We start from the raw sequence: 14741 nt of genomic DNA, 5'->3' as shown, positions 1-14741 counted from the left end.
AAAATTTAATAAAGTATAAAGATGTATGGCCTTGTAGTTCAGCAGACTGTTTCAACCAATCGGCTACGCCTCTTGGGAAACAGGTTGCATCAGACCTACTAGAGCTCACAAAGTTCGCTAAGTTAGGTCTAGAAGTTGGTACCCAACATTTAAATTTAACAGTAGATAATTCAATAAATTTTAATTAAAGTAAAAAGACATATGGCCTTGTAGTTCAGTTGGTTAGAATGCCAGCCTGTCACGCTGGAGGTCGTCGGTTCGAGCCCGATCAAGGTCGCCAAAATTACTTTATTAAAATAAGACAGATAGGGCAAGCGTGCCAGGCGAGCCTTTACAGACTGTTTCAACCAATCGGCTTTCGCCTCTTGGGAAACAGGTTGTATGTGACCTACTAAAGCTCACTTTGTTCGCTAAGTTAGGTCAAGAACGCCTTAGGTTGTCGGTTCGAGCCCGATCAAGGTCGCCATTTTATTTTTAAAAACATATTAAGCAAAATGTTAAGAAAACACTATTATTTTGTTAAACTTTATGCTATAATCTAATAGTAACTTTTAAGTTGGTGCAGAAGTACCCTAACTAAATAAATATGCTGATGTAGCTCAATTGGTAGAGCAACTGACTTGTAATCAGTAGGTTGGGGGTTCAAGTCCTCTCATCAGCTCCATGTGGCGGAGTAGCTCAGGTGGCTAGAGCATGCGGTTCATACCCGCAGTGTCAGCGGTTCAAATCCGTTCTCCGCTACCAAATCAAATTGGAAAGTTTGAAGTGATATCGCTTCAACTTTCTAATTTATATGGCCCTATGGTCAGCAGACTGTTTCTACCAATCGGCTACGCCTCTTGGGAAACAGGTTGCATCAGACCTACTAAAGCTCACTACGTTCGCTAAGTTAGGTCTAGAAAGCGGTAACCGCTATAAAAATAAACTTTAACAAATCAATAAGCATAAATTATGCATATATTTTATGGCCCTATGGTCAAGCGGTTAAGACATCGCCCTTTCACGGCGGTATCCCGGGTTCGAATCCCGGTAGGGTCACCATACAATATGGGCGGTTAGCTCAGCTGGGAGAGCATCTGCCTTACAAGCAGGGGGTCACAGGTTCGAGCCCTGTACCGCCCACCATATTGATTGTACAAATAAAATATGCGGAAGTGGCTCAGTGGTAGAGCATCGCCTTGCCAAGGCGAGGGTCGCGAGTTCGAGTCTCGTCTTCCGCTCCATTAAGACTCAGAATATTTCTGAGTTTTACTTATATGCGTCATTAGCTCAGCTGGATAGAGCGTTCGGCTACGGACCGAAAGGCCAGGGGTTCGAATCCTCTATGACGCGCCATAATGGGAATGAAGTTCTCCCTTGTTAATCTAAACCGCAATTTTGCTGATGACTTCTGCCAAGCGCAGGAGTTGTCAGCTTTTTTATTGAGAATAATTTTTAGGAGGAAATATGATTTTATCTTTATCGCTTGCTCTAATATTGAGCCTAATAGCTGGAAGTATTTGTGAAAAAATAAAACTTCCAAAAATTGTTGGAATGATACTTACGGGAATTCTTTTAGGACCCTTTGTATTAAATTTGTTTGATGAAAAACTTTTAAGTATTTCAGGAGAATTAAGAAAGATTGCGTTAATAGTTATACTTTTAAAAGCTGGACTTGCCTTGGACTTAAAGGACTTGATTAAAGTTGGAAGGCCTGCCATACTGCTTTCATTTTTGCCTGCAACTTTTGAAATCATAGGCTATAGTATCTTTGCAAAGCTTATCTTCAATATACCATTAGTTGAAGCGGCTCTTATGGGTGCTGTTCTTTCTGCAGTGTCTCCCGCTGTTGTAGTTCCTAGAATGGTAAGTCTAATTGAAAAGAAAATTGGTACAGACAAGGCAATTCCTCAGATGATTCTTGCAGGATCATCAATGGACGATATATTTGTAATTGTTTTATTCTCAACATTTTTAGGCCTTGCACAAAACAATTCTTTTAATTATATGGAGTTATTAAAAATTCCCGTTTCAATAGTTATGGGAATAGTCGTTGGAGTTATATTTGGAATTATACTTTACAATATTTTTGAATATCGATTTAAAAACTCTACTCATATTAGAAACACAACTAAGGTAATAATAATTCTTGCTACATCTTTCTTTTTGGTTTCATTGGAAGACCTAGTTAAGGATTATATTGCCATATCTGGTCTTTTGGCAGTTTTAAGTATGGCCATTACAATTAGAGTAAAGAGTCCCGACATTGTTTCTGAAAGGCTTTCTGAAAAGTTTGGAAAGATTTGGATTGGGGCAGAGTTAATTTTATTTGTCCTTGTAGGAGCGGCGGTTGATATTAGATTTACTTTTAACTCTGGAATTGGGGTTGTTATAGTTATTGCCATAGCATTGGTGTTTAGAACCGTTGGAGTAATTCTCTCAACTGCAAAAACTGGACTTACACCACGTGAAAGAATATTTTGTACCTACTCATACCTACCAAAGGCAACGGTGCAAGCTGCCATTGGTACAGTTCCACTTTCTATGGGCATCGCATCAGGGGATATAATCCTTTCTGTAGCAGTTGTAGGAATACTTTTAACAGCGCCTATTGGAGCATTTTTAATCGACAGAACTGCAATGAAGGTGTTGGAACAAAATTAATTTATCAAAATAAAATCTGGTTAACCCCAGATTTTGTTTTTATTTGAGCTACCTTTTATCAAAGCCACTTATTTGTGATATAATTTTATCTATGATACAAGAGAGGATAAAATGAAATACTGTTTTTTACTTAACTTCACACCTCATCCAAGAATTATAAAAAGAATAGATCTCGTTAGGGAGCACTACGAAACTTTTGCGATATATTGGGACAAGGGTGAAGACAACTTTGACTTTAAAAATGACATAAAAAAAATAAAAATATCTGTGAAGGCAAATAGAAATAATCCTATAAAAAGGATTATTCCTACATTCAAATTTTCAAGCCTTGCCTATGAAAAACTAAAAGAGGAAAAGCCTGACTTTATTCATCTACAGAGCTTCGACATGCTTAGGATTGCATATAAGTATAAGAAAAAAGTAAATCCTAATTGCAAGGTAATTTACGAAGTTCCAGACATACACAAGTACTTAACCGATGACAAGAAAGGTTTTTTAGAGAGCGTTATATCGTCCTACATCAAAAGTAGCGAGAAGAAGATGCTCGAAAGTGTGGACATTTTAATTATTACATCCATGAAGTTTTGGGAGCACTTTGAAGGTAAATTCAATAAAGAAAATATGATATTTATGCCAAATATTCCAAACCCAGAGCTTTTTAAAGACTACGAGGCCCTTAGGGAAGAAAATGCTGATAGAAAGTTCACTATAGGCTACATTGGAGGGCTAAGATACCTTGAAGAATTAAAATGTTTAGTATCTGCCATTGAAGACCTGGACATAAGACTATTAATGGCGGGCTTTGAGGATGGAGATTATTTTAAAAAGCTTGCAGAGCAAAAGGACTTTATAGAGTACCATGGTAAGTTTTATTACGATGACGACATTGCAAGACTTTACTCCAATTGTGACGTAATCTTTTCTGTGTACAATTCGGATATGAAAAATGTAAGGATTGCGCTTCCAAATAAGCTCTACGAATCCATTATTGCAAGGCTTCCAATAATTGTCTCCACAAACACCTACTTGCAAGAACTGGTGGAACAGTGGAAGGTGGGCTTTGCAGTAAATCATCTTTCATCAGAGGAGATGAGAGAGGTTGTTATAAGGCTAATGAAAGATAAAAAGCTTTATAAAGAAATTCAAAATAATGAAGAGATAGCATGGAAAGAATTAAATCCTGCTAGGAATAACGAAAGATTATTAAATCTCATAAGAGAGAAGGAGAATATATGATAAATGTAATTGGATTGGGATATATAGGACTTCCCACCGCTTTAATGTTAGCAAAGGCGGGCAATAAAGTATATGGAACAGACATAAAAGAAACTACTGTAAAGAAGCTTCAAGAGCAAAAACTTACCTTTGAAGAAAAGGGAATGGATGAGCTATTTAAAGAAGCATTAAGCAAGGATATACAATTTGGAGTTTTGCCTATAGAAACAGATATGTATATTATCACAGCTCCAACACCTTATGATAAATGCACAAAAAAACTGGACTGCTCATATGTGGTTAAAGCAGTAGAGTCTGTTTTAGACTATGCGAAGGAAGATTCCATTATAGTTGTTGAATCCACAGTGTCTCCGGGAGCCATAGACAAATACATTAGACCAGTTGTAGAAAGCTATAGCAGTGAACACAACAAGACAATACATCTATGCCATGCACCAGAGAGAATAATCCCTGGAAATATGGTATATGAACTTATAAATAACTCCAGAACCATTGGGGCAGATAACGACGAAATAGCAAAAAAAGTTAGTGATGTGTACAAGACATTTTGCAAGGGAGAAATAAACTTTACAAATATTCCAACTGCGGAGATGACAAAGGTAATTGAAAACACCTTTAGAGACGTGAACATCGCCTTTGCAAACGAACTTGCAAAAATCTGCAAACAAGGTGGCCTTGATGTAAATGAAGTTATAAGAATTGCAAACAAGCATCCGAGGGTAAACATTTTGAAACCAGGTCCTGGAATTGGTGGACACTGTATTCCTGTGGATCCATGGTTTTTAGTAGGAGACTATCCACTAACAACAGAACTAATCTATAAGGCAAGACAGATTAATGACTCAATGCCAAACTTTGTATTAAACGAAGTTTACGAAATAATGCAAAAAGAGGGCATAAAAGACGCATCAAGAGTGGGACTATATGGCCTTACCTATAAGGAAAACATAGATGATATAAGAGAGTCACCAACACTACAAATATTGGAGTTACAAAAAAGACATCTTGGAAATCCACTAAAGACTTACGATCCATGGGTAAAGGAAAAGATTACAGAAAATCAAGTCTTTGACATACATGAGTTTTTAGACTCAGTTGACATGGTGGTAGTATTAGTTGCCCATGATGAAATTGTAAAACACCAAGAGCTTTTAAAAGATAAAGTTGTTTATGACACTAGAAATGTAATAGAAGGGGATAAAGTTTACAGACTGTGATTATATGAAGAAAATAATGGTAGTATTTGGGACAAGACCAGAGGCAATAAAGATGTGCCCCCTGGTGCTTGAACTAAAAAAGAGAAAAAATTTTAAAACTGTAGTTACACTTACGGGACAGCATAATGAAATGTTAAGCCAGGTTATGGAAGTATTTGACATAAAAGAAGACTATAACTTAAAGGTCATGAAAAAGGACCAAAGCCTAACAGATATTACAGTTAACATAATGAAGGGCATGGAGGACATTCTAAAAAAAGAAAACCCCGACCTGGTACTTGTTCATGGGGACACCTCCACAAGCTTTGTGGTTGCATTAACTGCGTTTTATAACCATATTCCCGTGGGACATGTGGAAGCGGGCCTTAGAACATATAACAAATATAGCCCATATCCAGAAGAATTCAACAGACAGTCTATTTCATCATTGGCAGATTTGCACTTTGCACCAACACAAAAGGCGAAGGAAAATCTTATTAATGAAAAAAAGGATCCAAAGAGTATATTCGTAACGGGAAACACAGTTATTGACGCCCTAAAAACTACCATAAAAGACGATTATCACAACAGTGAACTAGACTTTGCAAAGGATAAGAAGCTAATACTTCTAACCATGCACAGAAGAGAGAACTTGGGAGAAAAGATGAGGTCTTCATTTAATGCCATAAAGAGAGTTGTGGAAGAAAATGACGACATCGCAGTACTATATCCCATACATCTAAACCCAAAAGTAAGACAGATTGCAAAGGAAGTCTTTTCAGACAACGAAAATATAAAATTAATTGAACCGGTGGACGTTTTCGACTTTCACAATATAATGAAAAATTCATACTTGATTTTAACCGACAGCGGTGGCATTCAAGAAGAGGCACCGGCAATTGGAAAGCCCGTCCTTGTACTTAGAGACACCACGGAAAGGCCTGAGGGAATCACGGCGGGCACATTAAAACTAATTGGAACAGAAGAAGACAGAGTATACAAAGAGCTAACGCACATCCTTTCTGATAGAGCTGAGTACGAAAAGATGGCAAAGGCACAAAATCCATATGGAGACGGGAGAGCAAGCATTTATATAACAGACATAATAGAAAATTATTTTAAATAGAAACATCCTTATGTTAAGGTTAGAATAGGAAGAGTTAATGATAAAAGAAAAGAAAATTTATTATAGACACGCATTTGAAATGGCTTGGCCATCGGTGTTGGAAAGTTTTTTCATAGCCATGGCAGGACTAATAGATACCTACATGGTGTCTTCCCTGGGAAGCTTTGCAGTTGCAGCAGTTGGACTTACAAACCAACCAAAGTTTTTTGGATTTACGCTATTTTTTGCGATAAATGTTGCAGTTTCTGCCCTTGTTGCAAGGCGTAAGGGAGAAAGGGACAAGTACAGGGCAAACGAAGCTCTACTTACGGCCTTTGTAATTACCATGATATGTGTAGTGTTTATGACTATAATAATGGTGAAATTTGCATCACCATTACTAAAATTTTCAGGAAGTAACAAAGACACCCATGTCCCAGCCATGATATATTTCAGAATAATCATGGGAGGAATGGTATTTTCAACCATAAGCATGGTTATTAACGCCGCACAAAGGGGAAGTGGAAATACACAAATTGCATTTACCACAAACCTTGTATCAAGTATTGTAAATATAATATTCAACTACTTACTTATTGGAGGAAATTTAGGATTTCCAAAACTAGGAATTGCAGGAGCGGCAATTGCAACGGTACTTGGAACGGTAGTTGCAACAATAATGAGTATAAGATCCCTGTTCAAGAGGGATTCCTTTGTACAGATAAGGTACATGTTAAAAGAAAAGATAAAACCGGGAATAGAAACAGCCATAAGCATTGCAAAACTTGGAGTAAACTTGTTAGCAGAAAACCTTGCTGCTAGAGTGGGCTTTATGGCAACGGCAATGATGGCGGCAAAACTTGGTACCGACGCATTTGCTTCCCACAATGTAGGAATGAGTTTACTAAGTCTTGGCTTTGCATTTGCCGACGGAATGCAAGTTGCAGCAGTTGCACTTACAGGCTCTGCCCTAGGTGCAGGTAAAAAAGAAGAGGCGAAGAACTATGGTAAGACTTGTCAGACCATTGGACTTGGTATATCAGTAGTACTTTCCTTAATACTATTTGTATTTGGAGAATCCATCTTTAGGCTGTACTTCAAAGAGGAACATATTATTAAAATGGGAGTAATGATATCAAAATTCCTGATGATAATATTGCTACTTCAAATTTCACAAATAATATACGGTGGTTGTTTAAGAGCCGCAGGAGACGTAAAGTACACACTATTTGCATCAATAATCTCAGTAACTATAATAAGAACCTTCGCAACCTACTTTTTAGTAGTTGTAATGGACCTCGGGTTAAAGGGAATATGGCTTGGAATACTTGCAGACCAATTTACAAGATACATCCTAATGTCTTTTAGATTTAGAAGGGGCAAGTGGGTGGATATAAAAATTTAGGAGGACCTATGTATATAGATTTACACTGTGACACAGTTTTGAAATATATTGAAAATAAAGACCCAGAAGAGATATACCAGGGAGAAAAGTCCCACCTTGGACTTAAAGAGCTTCATGACCTAGAAGTGAAGGCACAGTTTATGGCAATTTTTCTTCCAAGCGAAGAAGAATTTGAAAAAGTAAACCTTGCGGGAATTACCGACTGGGACTATGTGGAAAAATGTTTGGATTTTTATAAGCACATTGAAGAGAAATATCCTGACAAATTCAAAGTTACAAAAGACTACAAAGAATATTTAGAAAATAGGAAAAATAACATAGTAAGCCTATTTCCAACCATAGAAGACGGAAGGCTAATCTCAAAAGTAGAAGATGTAGAAACTTTAAGACAAAAGGGCATCACACTTATAACACTACTTTGGAACAACGAAAATTCCCTAGGCTTTCCACATAAACTAGAAGGCTATGACAATGACTATGGACTAAAAAATCTTGGCATTGAAGTTATTAAAAAGATGGAAGAACAAAAAATAATAATAGACGTTTCCCATTTAAACGAACATGGAATAGAAGATGTGTTAAAAAATACCACAAAACCATTTATGGCAAGTCACTCAAACGCAAGAGCAGTTACAGACGTAACCAGAAACCTCTCCGATAAACAGCTAAAGGACCTTGGAGAAAGAGGATGCGTTGCAGGACTTAACCTCTGTCCACACTTTGCAACAGAAGAAAAGGCGGCAACCTTTAGTGATTACGAAAAACATATTAGACATATGTTAAACGTGGGAGGAGAAGATCTTGTAGCAATAGGAAGTGACTTTGACGGCATAGGAGGCGAGTTTCAAATCAAAAACCCACACAAGATGATTGAGTTTTTAAACTACCTCAACATGAATGGAGTGTCTGCTGATGTGGTAGATAAAATTGCCTACAAGAACGTAGAAAGATTTTTCAAAGAGTATTACTAATGAAATTTTTTTATATAATCTGGGGAATTAACTTAATTGTTTGGACTATATCCATAACAACAGGTTACTACTTGGAAAACATAAAGATAAATGAAGACGAATTCAAAAACTTGGACAAGATGTTTGGCGCCTACATAAGTAGAATTTCGTTGGCGCTACTTCCCATAATAATCTTGTCCATCTTTTTAACAAAGGGAAAGAGCGATTTTGTTGTGGCGATAGTGGGAGCTTTTATTTTGCTTTTACAAATTGCAATACCATCAATGCTTATACTTTTGTTTTTAAAGTCGGACAATAAAGATAATAAGAAATCTTAAGAAAAACAATATAGAAGTTTTAAAAAAGTAAATACAGGAGATTCAAATGATAGAACTACAGAATGTATCAAAGACCTATGACTATAAAAAATCCATAGGTTTTTTTAAAAAGGAATCTGTAAAAGTTCAAGCTGTAGAAGATATAAGCTTTAAAGTGGACGAAGGAGAAAAGCTTGGACTAATAGGACTTAATGGCGCGGGAAAATCAACTACAATAAAGATGATGACTGGAATACTAGAAAGGGATTCAGGAAGTATATCTATTGATGGCCACGATCCATCAAAGAGAGAAAGAGAGCTACTGAATGACATCGGTGTTTCCATGGGGCAAAAATCAACTTTATTTTTTGATATAAGCCCGCTGGACTCCTTTAAATATTACAAGGAAGTTTATAGAGTTTCAGATAGTGACTTTAAAGATAGGATGGAAAAATTTACAAAGATTTTAAAGCTTGAAGAAATACTACATATACCAGTTCGAAAGTTATCCCTGGGACAAAAGAGAAGATGCGAAATAGTTGCTTCCCTAATTCATATGCCAAAAATTTTGTTTTTAGATGAGCCAACTCTTGGTCTTGATGTGGTAACTCAGGGAAATATTATGGACTTTCTGGATGAAATTAATAGAGAGTTCAAAATTACCATACTTTTGACAACCCATGAGATAAAAAACATAGAGAGATTTTGCAAGAGGATTATTATCTTAGAAAAGGGCAAAATCATCTACGATGGAGATCCTGATAAATTTGCAGACAGAAATAATTTTAGAAAAGTTAGAATACCAGTGGAAATGAAGAATGAGTTTCCTTTTGAGCCAGATAAGATTATCTTTGACAAGGCAGAATACGTTATTAATCTAAAAGAACTTGAAAAAATGGATTTTAGTAGATTTAAATTTTCAGAGTACACCATGGAGGAACTATCCCTGGAAGATGTTATATGTATGAAGTATGGTAACTGATATGAAACTGATATTAACATCTATAAAAATTCAAATTAAAAAGATAAGAGCATATCCAAACGAGGCAAAGATGCTATTTATGTATGCTTTGTTCAACGTCTATTCCATAATATTTTTCTGGAGTATGATATTTTTAGTTACCGGAGAAAATATTAAAGATAGAAATCTCATATATTTGTTGGTAATGATGGGGACTTTGTCCCTTGGTATAGGAGAAATATTCTTTGGGCTTAGGGATTTTGAATATATGGTTCAGGACGGAAGTCTCGACAAGTATATGTATAGACCGAGGAATATGCTAATGATGATACTTATGGAAAAAGTACCATTTACAAACATGGTTCAGCAGATAATAATAGGTGGATTTGGAATTTACTATGTAATAACAAGATTTGACATTGACGTACAAATGATAAATGTATTTAAAAGCATGGGATTACTTATATTTGGAAATATATATTATCATTTGATTTATGGAATGATTACAATGCTAAGCATTTGGATAGAAAAAATATCGACTTTAAGAGACTTGATATTTAATTTTTCCATTGCAAAAAATTATCCTCTAAAAATATTTCCTAAAACCTTACAAAACCTATTGACCTATGTAGTGCCAATAGCACTTACAACATATTTTCCAACAATAGTGCTTATGGGCGAGAAAGTTGAAGGATTAAGATATATTATAATTTCTTTCCTTATTTTATGCCTGCTATTTATAAAGGTCTACAGAAATTGTATAAAAAAATACAGTTCAAACGGAGGTTAAAATGCAAAGATATTTAAATAGATCCAAGATAGAAATATTAAAAGCAAGAGAATACGCTCTGACCTTTTTCACATCTATGCTCTACGCTCCAATAAGTATATTGATACCATTTTTTCTATGGAAGTATATATATAAATTTCAAAATGATTTGTCAGGAATGGAACTCAGGGAAATTCTATTTTATTTGATAACCATTGAAATTGTTCAGCTATCCTATTCGGATTTGATGGCAGAAGTTTATTATATTTTTCAAGATATAAACACAGGCGCTTTAGATATTGCAATTACAAAACCCATAAATTACTTATTAAGTAGATATTTTTCTGCTGTCGGAAGAGTTACAATAACATTACCCATGGGACTTATAAGCTTTATAGCTGTAGGGATATTTTTTAAAGCTTTAAATATAAATAATATAATATTTTTTACGCTATCACTGTTTTTAGGATTTACATTATTTTTTACAGTCCTTGGAATCTTAGGAATCTCTACCTTTTGGCTCAAGTCAGTACTCACATTAAGAGATATATTTTGGTTTTTACTCGCAATATTTTCGGGACAGATATTTCCCTTAAAGATAATTGGGGATGGATTTTTCAAACACAATCCACTTGCTGGAATCTATTATATACCAAGTATAATAGTTCAAGAAAAAGATAAGATTTCACTTATATTAGAACAGTTAATGTACTTAGGAATTTTTGTTGCTATACTTATGATAATGTGGAAAATTGGAATAAAAAAATATGAAAGCCAAGGCGGCTAAAATTAAAAATCAGAAATGTTACATTAATTTTTGCTCACTTTGAAAAAAATAAGTGAAAACCACGTAAAAACCATTGAAAAACTTGACAATGACAAGCTTCAATGTTAAAATGTACTGGTGCAAAAGTGAAATGTTAGACATTTCTATTTTTTTGCTAAATAATTACACGGAGGTGAAAAATTTGCCAACAATTAATCAATTAGTTAGAAAAGGTAGACAAAGTAAGACTTACAAGTCAAAATCACCGGCTTTATCTGTTAATTTCAACACTTTGAAGAAAAGAAATACAACAGTTAACTCTCCACAAAAAAGAGGAGTATGTACTGCCGTTAGAACTGTAACACCTAAGAAACCTAACTCAGCCCTACGTAAGGTTGCAAGAGTTCGTTTAACAAATGGTATGGAAGTTGCTTCTTACATCCCAGGTATCGGACACAACCTACAAGAGCACAGCGTTGTTCTTATAAGAGGAGGAAGAGTAAAGGACTTACCAGGGGTTCGTTACCACATCGTTCGTGGTGCGCTAGACACTGCTGGAGTTTCAGGTAGAATGCAAGGACGTTCTAAATACGGAGCTAAAAAGCCTAAATAAGAGATGGAAAAAGATGCTTCAATGTTAAAATTTTAAGATAAATTCAGTTTATACTTTAATATACATTTGAGCACAGCGACAATGACAAATATGTCGAGTACCAATGAAATACTAAATAGTAAGGAGGGAAGCGAAGTGCCAAGAAAAGGACATGTACCAAAGAGAGATGTAATGCCTGATCCAGTCTACAATGACAAAGTGGTTACAAAGCTAATCAACAACATTATGTTAGACGGAAAGAAGGGTGTAGCACAAGCTATTGTTTATGGTGCTTTTGAAAAAGTAGCAGAAGCTACTGGAGAAGACGCTTTAGAAGTATTCTACAAAGCATTAAACAACATTATGCCTGTTCTTGAAGTTAAATCAAGAAGGATAGGTGGTGCGAACTACCAAGTTCCTCTAGAAGTTAGACCAGAAAGAAGACAAACACTAGGTCTTAGATGGTTAACAACTTACTCTAGAAAAAGAGGAGAAAGAACTATGGTGGAAAGACTTTCAAAAGAAATCTTAGACGCAGCTAATAACACTGGTGGTAGTGTTAAGAAGAGAGAAGACGTTCATAAGATGGCTGAAGCAAATAAAGCATTTGCACATTATAGATTCTAATTACTGGGAAGGAGTAATAAGTTTTTATGGGAAGAGGATATTCTTTAAAAGATACTAGAAACATCGGTATAATGGCTCATATTGACGCCGGAAAGACAACTGTTACCGAACGTATTCTATACTATACTGGAAAAATCCATAAAATCGGGGATACCCATGACGGTGCAGCTCAAATGGACTGGATGGTTCAAGAGCAAGAAAAGGGTATTACAATTACTTCAGCTGCAACAACATGTATTTGGAAAGGTAATAGAATTAATATTATTGATACACCAGGACACGTTGACTTTACAGTTGAAGTTGAGAGATCGCTTAGAGTATTGGACTCAGCAATAGCTTTATTTGATGCTAAGAGCGGTGTAGAACCTCAATCAGAAACCGTATGGAGACAAGCGGACAAATATGGCGTTCCAAGAATTTGCTTCATCAACAAGATGGATGCAACAGGAGCCGATTATTTCGAATCAATTCAAACAATAAAAGACAAATTAGGAGCTAATCCAGTTCCTCTAGAAATACCTATAGGATCTGAACAAGACTTCGTAGGTTGTGTAGACCTTATTAGAATGAAAGCTATAATCTACAAAAACGACCTTGGAACAGAAATTGAAGAAACAGACGTTCCAGAAGATCTTAAAGAATTAGCAGAAGAATATAGAGCAAATCTGCTTGAAAACGTAGCAGATCATGACGAAGAACTAATGATGAAGTACCTTGAAGGTGAAGAAATCACAGAAGACGAGATTAAAAGAGCAATCAAAACTGCAACAGTTAATCTTTCAATGAACCCAGTACTTTGTGGTTCAGCATATAAGAACAAGGGTGTTCAACCACTACTTGACGCAATTGTAGACTATATGCCATCACCATTAGACGTACCTTCAATCAAGGGAATAGACCCAGACACTGAAGAAGAAGTCGAAAGACACTCTTCAGACGAAGAACCATTCTCAGCACTTGCATTTAAAGTAGTTACTGACCCATATGTTGGAAAGCTAACATACTTCAGAGTTTACTCAGGAGTATTAGAAGCTGGTTCATATGTATATAACTCATCAAAGGGCAAGAGAGAAAGAATGGGTCGTATCCTAATGATGCACGCAAACAAGAGAGAAGAAGTTGACGCAGTTTACGCAGGTGATATCGCTGCAGCTGTAGGACTTAAAGACACAGGTACAGGAGACACACTATGTGACGCTGATAACGAAATCGTACTTGAAAAGATGGAGTTCCCAGAGCCTGTAATCTCAGTTGCAATCGAACCAAAGACAAAAGCATCACAAGAAAAGATGAGTGTTGCACTTTCAAAATTAGCAGAAGAAGACCCAACATTCACAACACATACAAACGAAGAAACAGGTCAAACAATAATCTCAGGTATGGGAGAGCTACACCTTGAAATTATCGTAGACAGACTACTAAGAGAATTCAAAGTAGAAGCTAACATCGGTAATCCACAAGTAGCATACAGAGAATCTATCACTAAAGAAGCAGAAGCTGAAGGTAAATATATTAAGCAATCAGGTGGTAGAGGACAATACGGACATGCTAAGATTAAGATTGAACCACAAGAGCCAGGCGCAGGATTTGAATTTGTTAACGCAATCGTTGGAGGGGTTATCCCTAAAGAATACATCGGTTCCGTACAACAAGGTATCGAAGAAGCAGCTCAATCCGGTATACTAGGTGGATACCCAGTACTTGATATCAAAGTTACACTTTATGATGGTTCATACCACGACGTTGACTCTTCAGAAATGGCCTTCAAGATAGCAGGTTCAATGGCTCTTAGAGCAGCCCTTGCAAAAGCAGGCCCATCACTACTTGAACCAATGGAAAAAGTAGAAATTACAACTCCAGACGAATACCTAGGAGACGTAATGGGAGACATCAACTCAAGAAGAGGTAAGATTCAAGGAATGAACCCTAAGAACGGAGTTCACATACTTGATGCATATGTACCACTTTCAGAAATGTTTGGATATGCAACAGACCTACGTTCAAACACACAAGGTCGTGCAACATATTCAATGATGTTTGATCACTACGAAAAAGTACCAAATACAATCGCAGAAAAAGTATTAGGCGATAAAGATAAAGAATAACTTCAATTTAGGAGGATTAAAATGGGAAAAGAAAAATTTGAGAGAACCAAACCGCACGTTAACATAGGG

The 14741-nt window shown here is 36.1% G+C and carries 14 protein-coding genes and 7 tRNA genes; all 21 read left to right on the top strand.

Annotated features, from left to right (window positions below; translation table 11 throughout):
- On the top strand, window positions 1-188 hold a 188-nt coding region (locus WKS98_RS09250; protein WP_498918757.1), incomplete at its 5' end, for a hypothetical protein.
- Between the two features lie 15 nt (window positions 189-203).
- A tRNA-Asp gene (locus WKS98_RS09245) sits at window positions 204-280 on the top strand.
- Window positions 281-588: 308 nt separating this feature from the next.
- Window positions 589-664, top strand: a tRNA-Thr gene (locus WKS98_RS09240).
- 3 nt (window positions 665-667) lie between these two features.
- Window positions 668-744, top strand: a tRNA-Met gene (locus WKS98_RS09235).
- Between the two features lie 222 nt (window positions 745-966).
- Window positions 967-1041: transfer RNA gene (locus WKS98_RS09230), tRNA-Glu, on the top strand.
- Window positions 1042-1049: 8 nt separating this feature from the next.
- Window positions 1050-1125 (top strand) — tRNA-Val (locus WKS98_RS09225).
- A gap of 23 nt (window positions 1126-1148) precedes the next feature.
- A tRNA-Gly gene (locus WKS98_RS09220) sits at window positions 1149-1223 on the top strand.
- Window positions 1224-1258: 35 nt separating this feature from the next.
- Window positions 1259-1335 (top strand) — tRNA-Arg (locus tag WKS98_RS09215).
- Between the two features lie 111 nt (window positions 1336-1446).
- Window positions 1447-2643: a cation:proton antiporter gene (locus tag WKS98_RS09210; protein WP_498918755.1), complete on the top strand. Its 1197-nt coding sequence runs from the start codon at window positions 1447-1449 to the stop codon at window positions 2641-2643.
- 111 nt (window positions 2644-2754) lie between these two features.
- Window positions 2755-3879 (top strand): glycosyltransferase, encoded by a 1125-nt coding sequence (locus tag WKS98_RS09205; RefSeq protein WP_498918753.1) that lies wholly within the window; start codon window positions 2755-2757, stop codon window positions 3877-3879.
- A complete protein-coding gene (locus WKS98_RS09200; RefSeq protein ID WP_498918751.1) occupies window positions 3876-5096 on the top strand; it encodes a nucleotide sugar dehydrogenase in 1221 nt (406 codons plus the stop codon). Before WKS98_RS09205 ends, WKS98_RS09200 begins: the two co-directional genes overlap by 4 nt.
- A gap of 4 nt (window positions 5097-5100) precedes the next feature.
- Window positions 5101-6201 (top strand): non-hydrolyzing UDP-N-acetylglucosamine 2-epimerase, encoded by a 1101-nt coding sequence (gene wecB / locus WKS98_RS09195; protein WP_498918749.1) that lies wholly within the window; start codon window positions 5101-5103, stop codon window positions 6199-6201.
- A 37-nt stretch (window positions 6202-6238) separates the two neighbouring features.
- Window positions 6239-7585, top strand: a complete 1347-nt coding sequence (locus WKS98_RS09190) for an MATE family efflux transporter (protein ID WP_498918748.1) — start codon at window positions 6239-6241, stop codon at window positions 7583-7585.
- An 8-nt stretch (window positions 7586-7593) separates the two neighbouring features.
- Window positions 7594-8556, top strand: a complete 963-nt coding sequence (locus tag WKS98_RS09185; protein ID WP_498918746.1) for a dipeptidase — start codon at window positions 7594-7596, stop codon at window positions 8554-8556.
- On the top strand, window positions 8556-8873 hold the full coding sequence (locus WKS98_RS09180; RefSeq protein WP_498918744.1) for a hypothetical protein: 318 nt from the start codon (window positions 8556-8558) through the stop codon (window positions 8871-8873). Before WKS98_RS09185 ends, WKS98_RS09180 begins: the two co-directional genes overlap by 1 nt.
- A gap of 46 nt (window positions 8874-8919) precedes the next feature.
- Window positions 8920-9834 (top strand): ABC transporter ATP-binding protein, encoded by a 915-nt coding sequence (locus tag WKS98_RS09175; RefSeq protein WP_498918743.1) that lies wholly within the window; start codon window positions 8920-8922, stop codon window positions 9832-9834.
- Window position 9835: 1 nt separating this feature from the next.
- Entirely contained in the window at window positions 9836-10603 is a 768-nt protein-coding gene (locus WKS98_RS09170; protein WP_498918741.1) for an ABC-2 family transporter protein, read from the top strand.
- Between the two features lies 1 nt (window position 10604).
- Window positions 10605-11369, top strand: coding sequence for an ABC-2 family transporter protein (locus tag WKS98_RS09165; protein WP_498918739.1), 765 nt, complete (start codon window positions 10605-10607; stop codon window positions 11367-11369).
- Between the two features lie 181 nt (window positions 11370-11550).
- Window positions 11551-11961: a 30S ribosomal protein S12 gene (gene rpsL, locus WKS98_RS09160; protein WP_055078613.1), complete on the top strand. Its 411-nt coding sequence runs from the start codon at window positions 11551-11553 to the stop codon at window positions 11959-11961.
- A 135-nt stretch (window positions 11962-12096) separates the two neighbouring features.
- Window positions 12097-12567 (top strand): 30S ribosomal protein S7, encoded by a 471-nt coding sequence (rpsG, locus tag WKS98_RS09155; RefSeq protein ID WP_498918736.1) that lies wholly within the window; start codon window positions 12097-12099, stop codon window positions 12565-12567.
- A 26-nt stretch (window positions 12568-12593) separates the two neighbouring features.
- The gene (gene fusA, locus WKS98_RS09150) at window positions 12594-14672 is read left to right on the top strand and encodes an elongation factor G (RefSeq protein WP_498918734.1); all 2079 of its coding nucleotides are present in this window, start codon (window positions 12594-12596) and stop codon (window positions 14670-14672) included.
- Window positions 14673-14741: the final 69 nt, after the last annotated feature.

This window comes from Lagierella sp. ICN-221743 (assembly GCF_037890055.1).
GTDB lineage: Bacteria > Bacillota > Clostridia > Tissierellales > Peptoniphilaceae > Mediannikoviicoccus.
The sequence above is the reverse complement of the archived record's forward strand: the minus strand, read 5'-3'. Positions and strand labels throughout refer to the sequence as shown.

What these genes read in the sequence shown, in the direction of transcription:
- WKS98_RS09165 (WP_498918739.1), top strand. Translation starts at nt 10,605, where the DNA reads ATGCAAAGATATTTAAATAGATCCAAGATAGAAATATTAAAAGCAAGA.
- WKS98_RS09175 (WP_498918743.1), top strand. Translation starts at nt 8,920, where the DNA reads ATGATAGAACTACAGAATGTATCAAAGACCTATGACTATAAAAAATCC.
- WKS98_RS09210 (WP_498918755.1), top strand. Translation starts at nt 1,447, where the DNA reads ATGATTTTATCTTTATCGCTTGCTCTAATATTGAGCCTAATAGCTGGA.
- WKS98_RS09190 (WP_498918748.1), top strand. Translation starts at nt 6,239, where the DNA reads ATGATAAAAGAAAAGAAAATTTATTATAGACACGCATTTGAAATGGCT.
- fusA (WP_498918734.1), top strand. Translation starts at nt 12,594, where the DNA reads ATGGGAAGAGGATATTCTTTAAAAGATACTAGAAACATCGGTATAATG.
- WKS98_RS09185 (WP_498918746.1), top strand. Translation starts at nt 7,594, where the DNA reads ATGTATATAGATTTACACTGTGACACAGTTTTGAAATATATTGAAAAT.
- WKS98_RS09180 (WP_498918744.1), top strand. Translation starts at nt 8,556, where the DNA reads ATGAAATTTTTTTATATAATCTGGGGAATTAACTTAATTGTTTGGACT.
- WKS98_RS09200 (WP_498918751.1), top strand. Translation starts at nt 3,876, where the DNA reads ATGATAAATGTAATTGGATTGGGATATATAGGACTTCCCACCGCTTTA.
- WKS98_RS09170 (WP_498918741.1), top strand. Translation starts at nt 9,836, where the DNA reads ATGAAACTGATATTAACATCTATAAAAATTCAAATTAAAAAGATAAGA.
- WKS98_RS09205 (WP_498918753.1), top strand. Translation starts at nt 2,755, where the DNA reads ATGAAATACTGTTTTTTACTTAACTTCACACCTCATCCAAGAATTATA.
- wecB (WP_498918749.1), top strand. Translation starts at nt 5,101, where the DNA reads ATGAAGAAAATAATGGTAGTATTTGGGACAAGACCAGAGGCAATAAAG.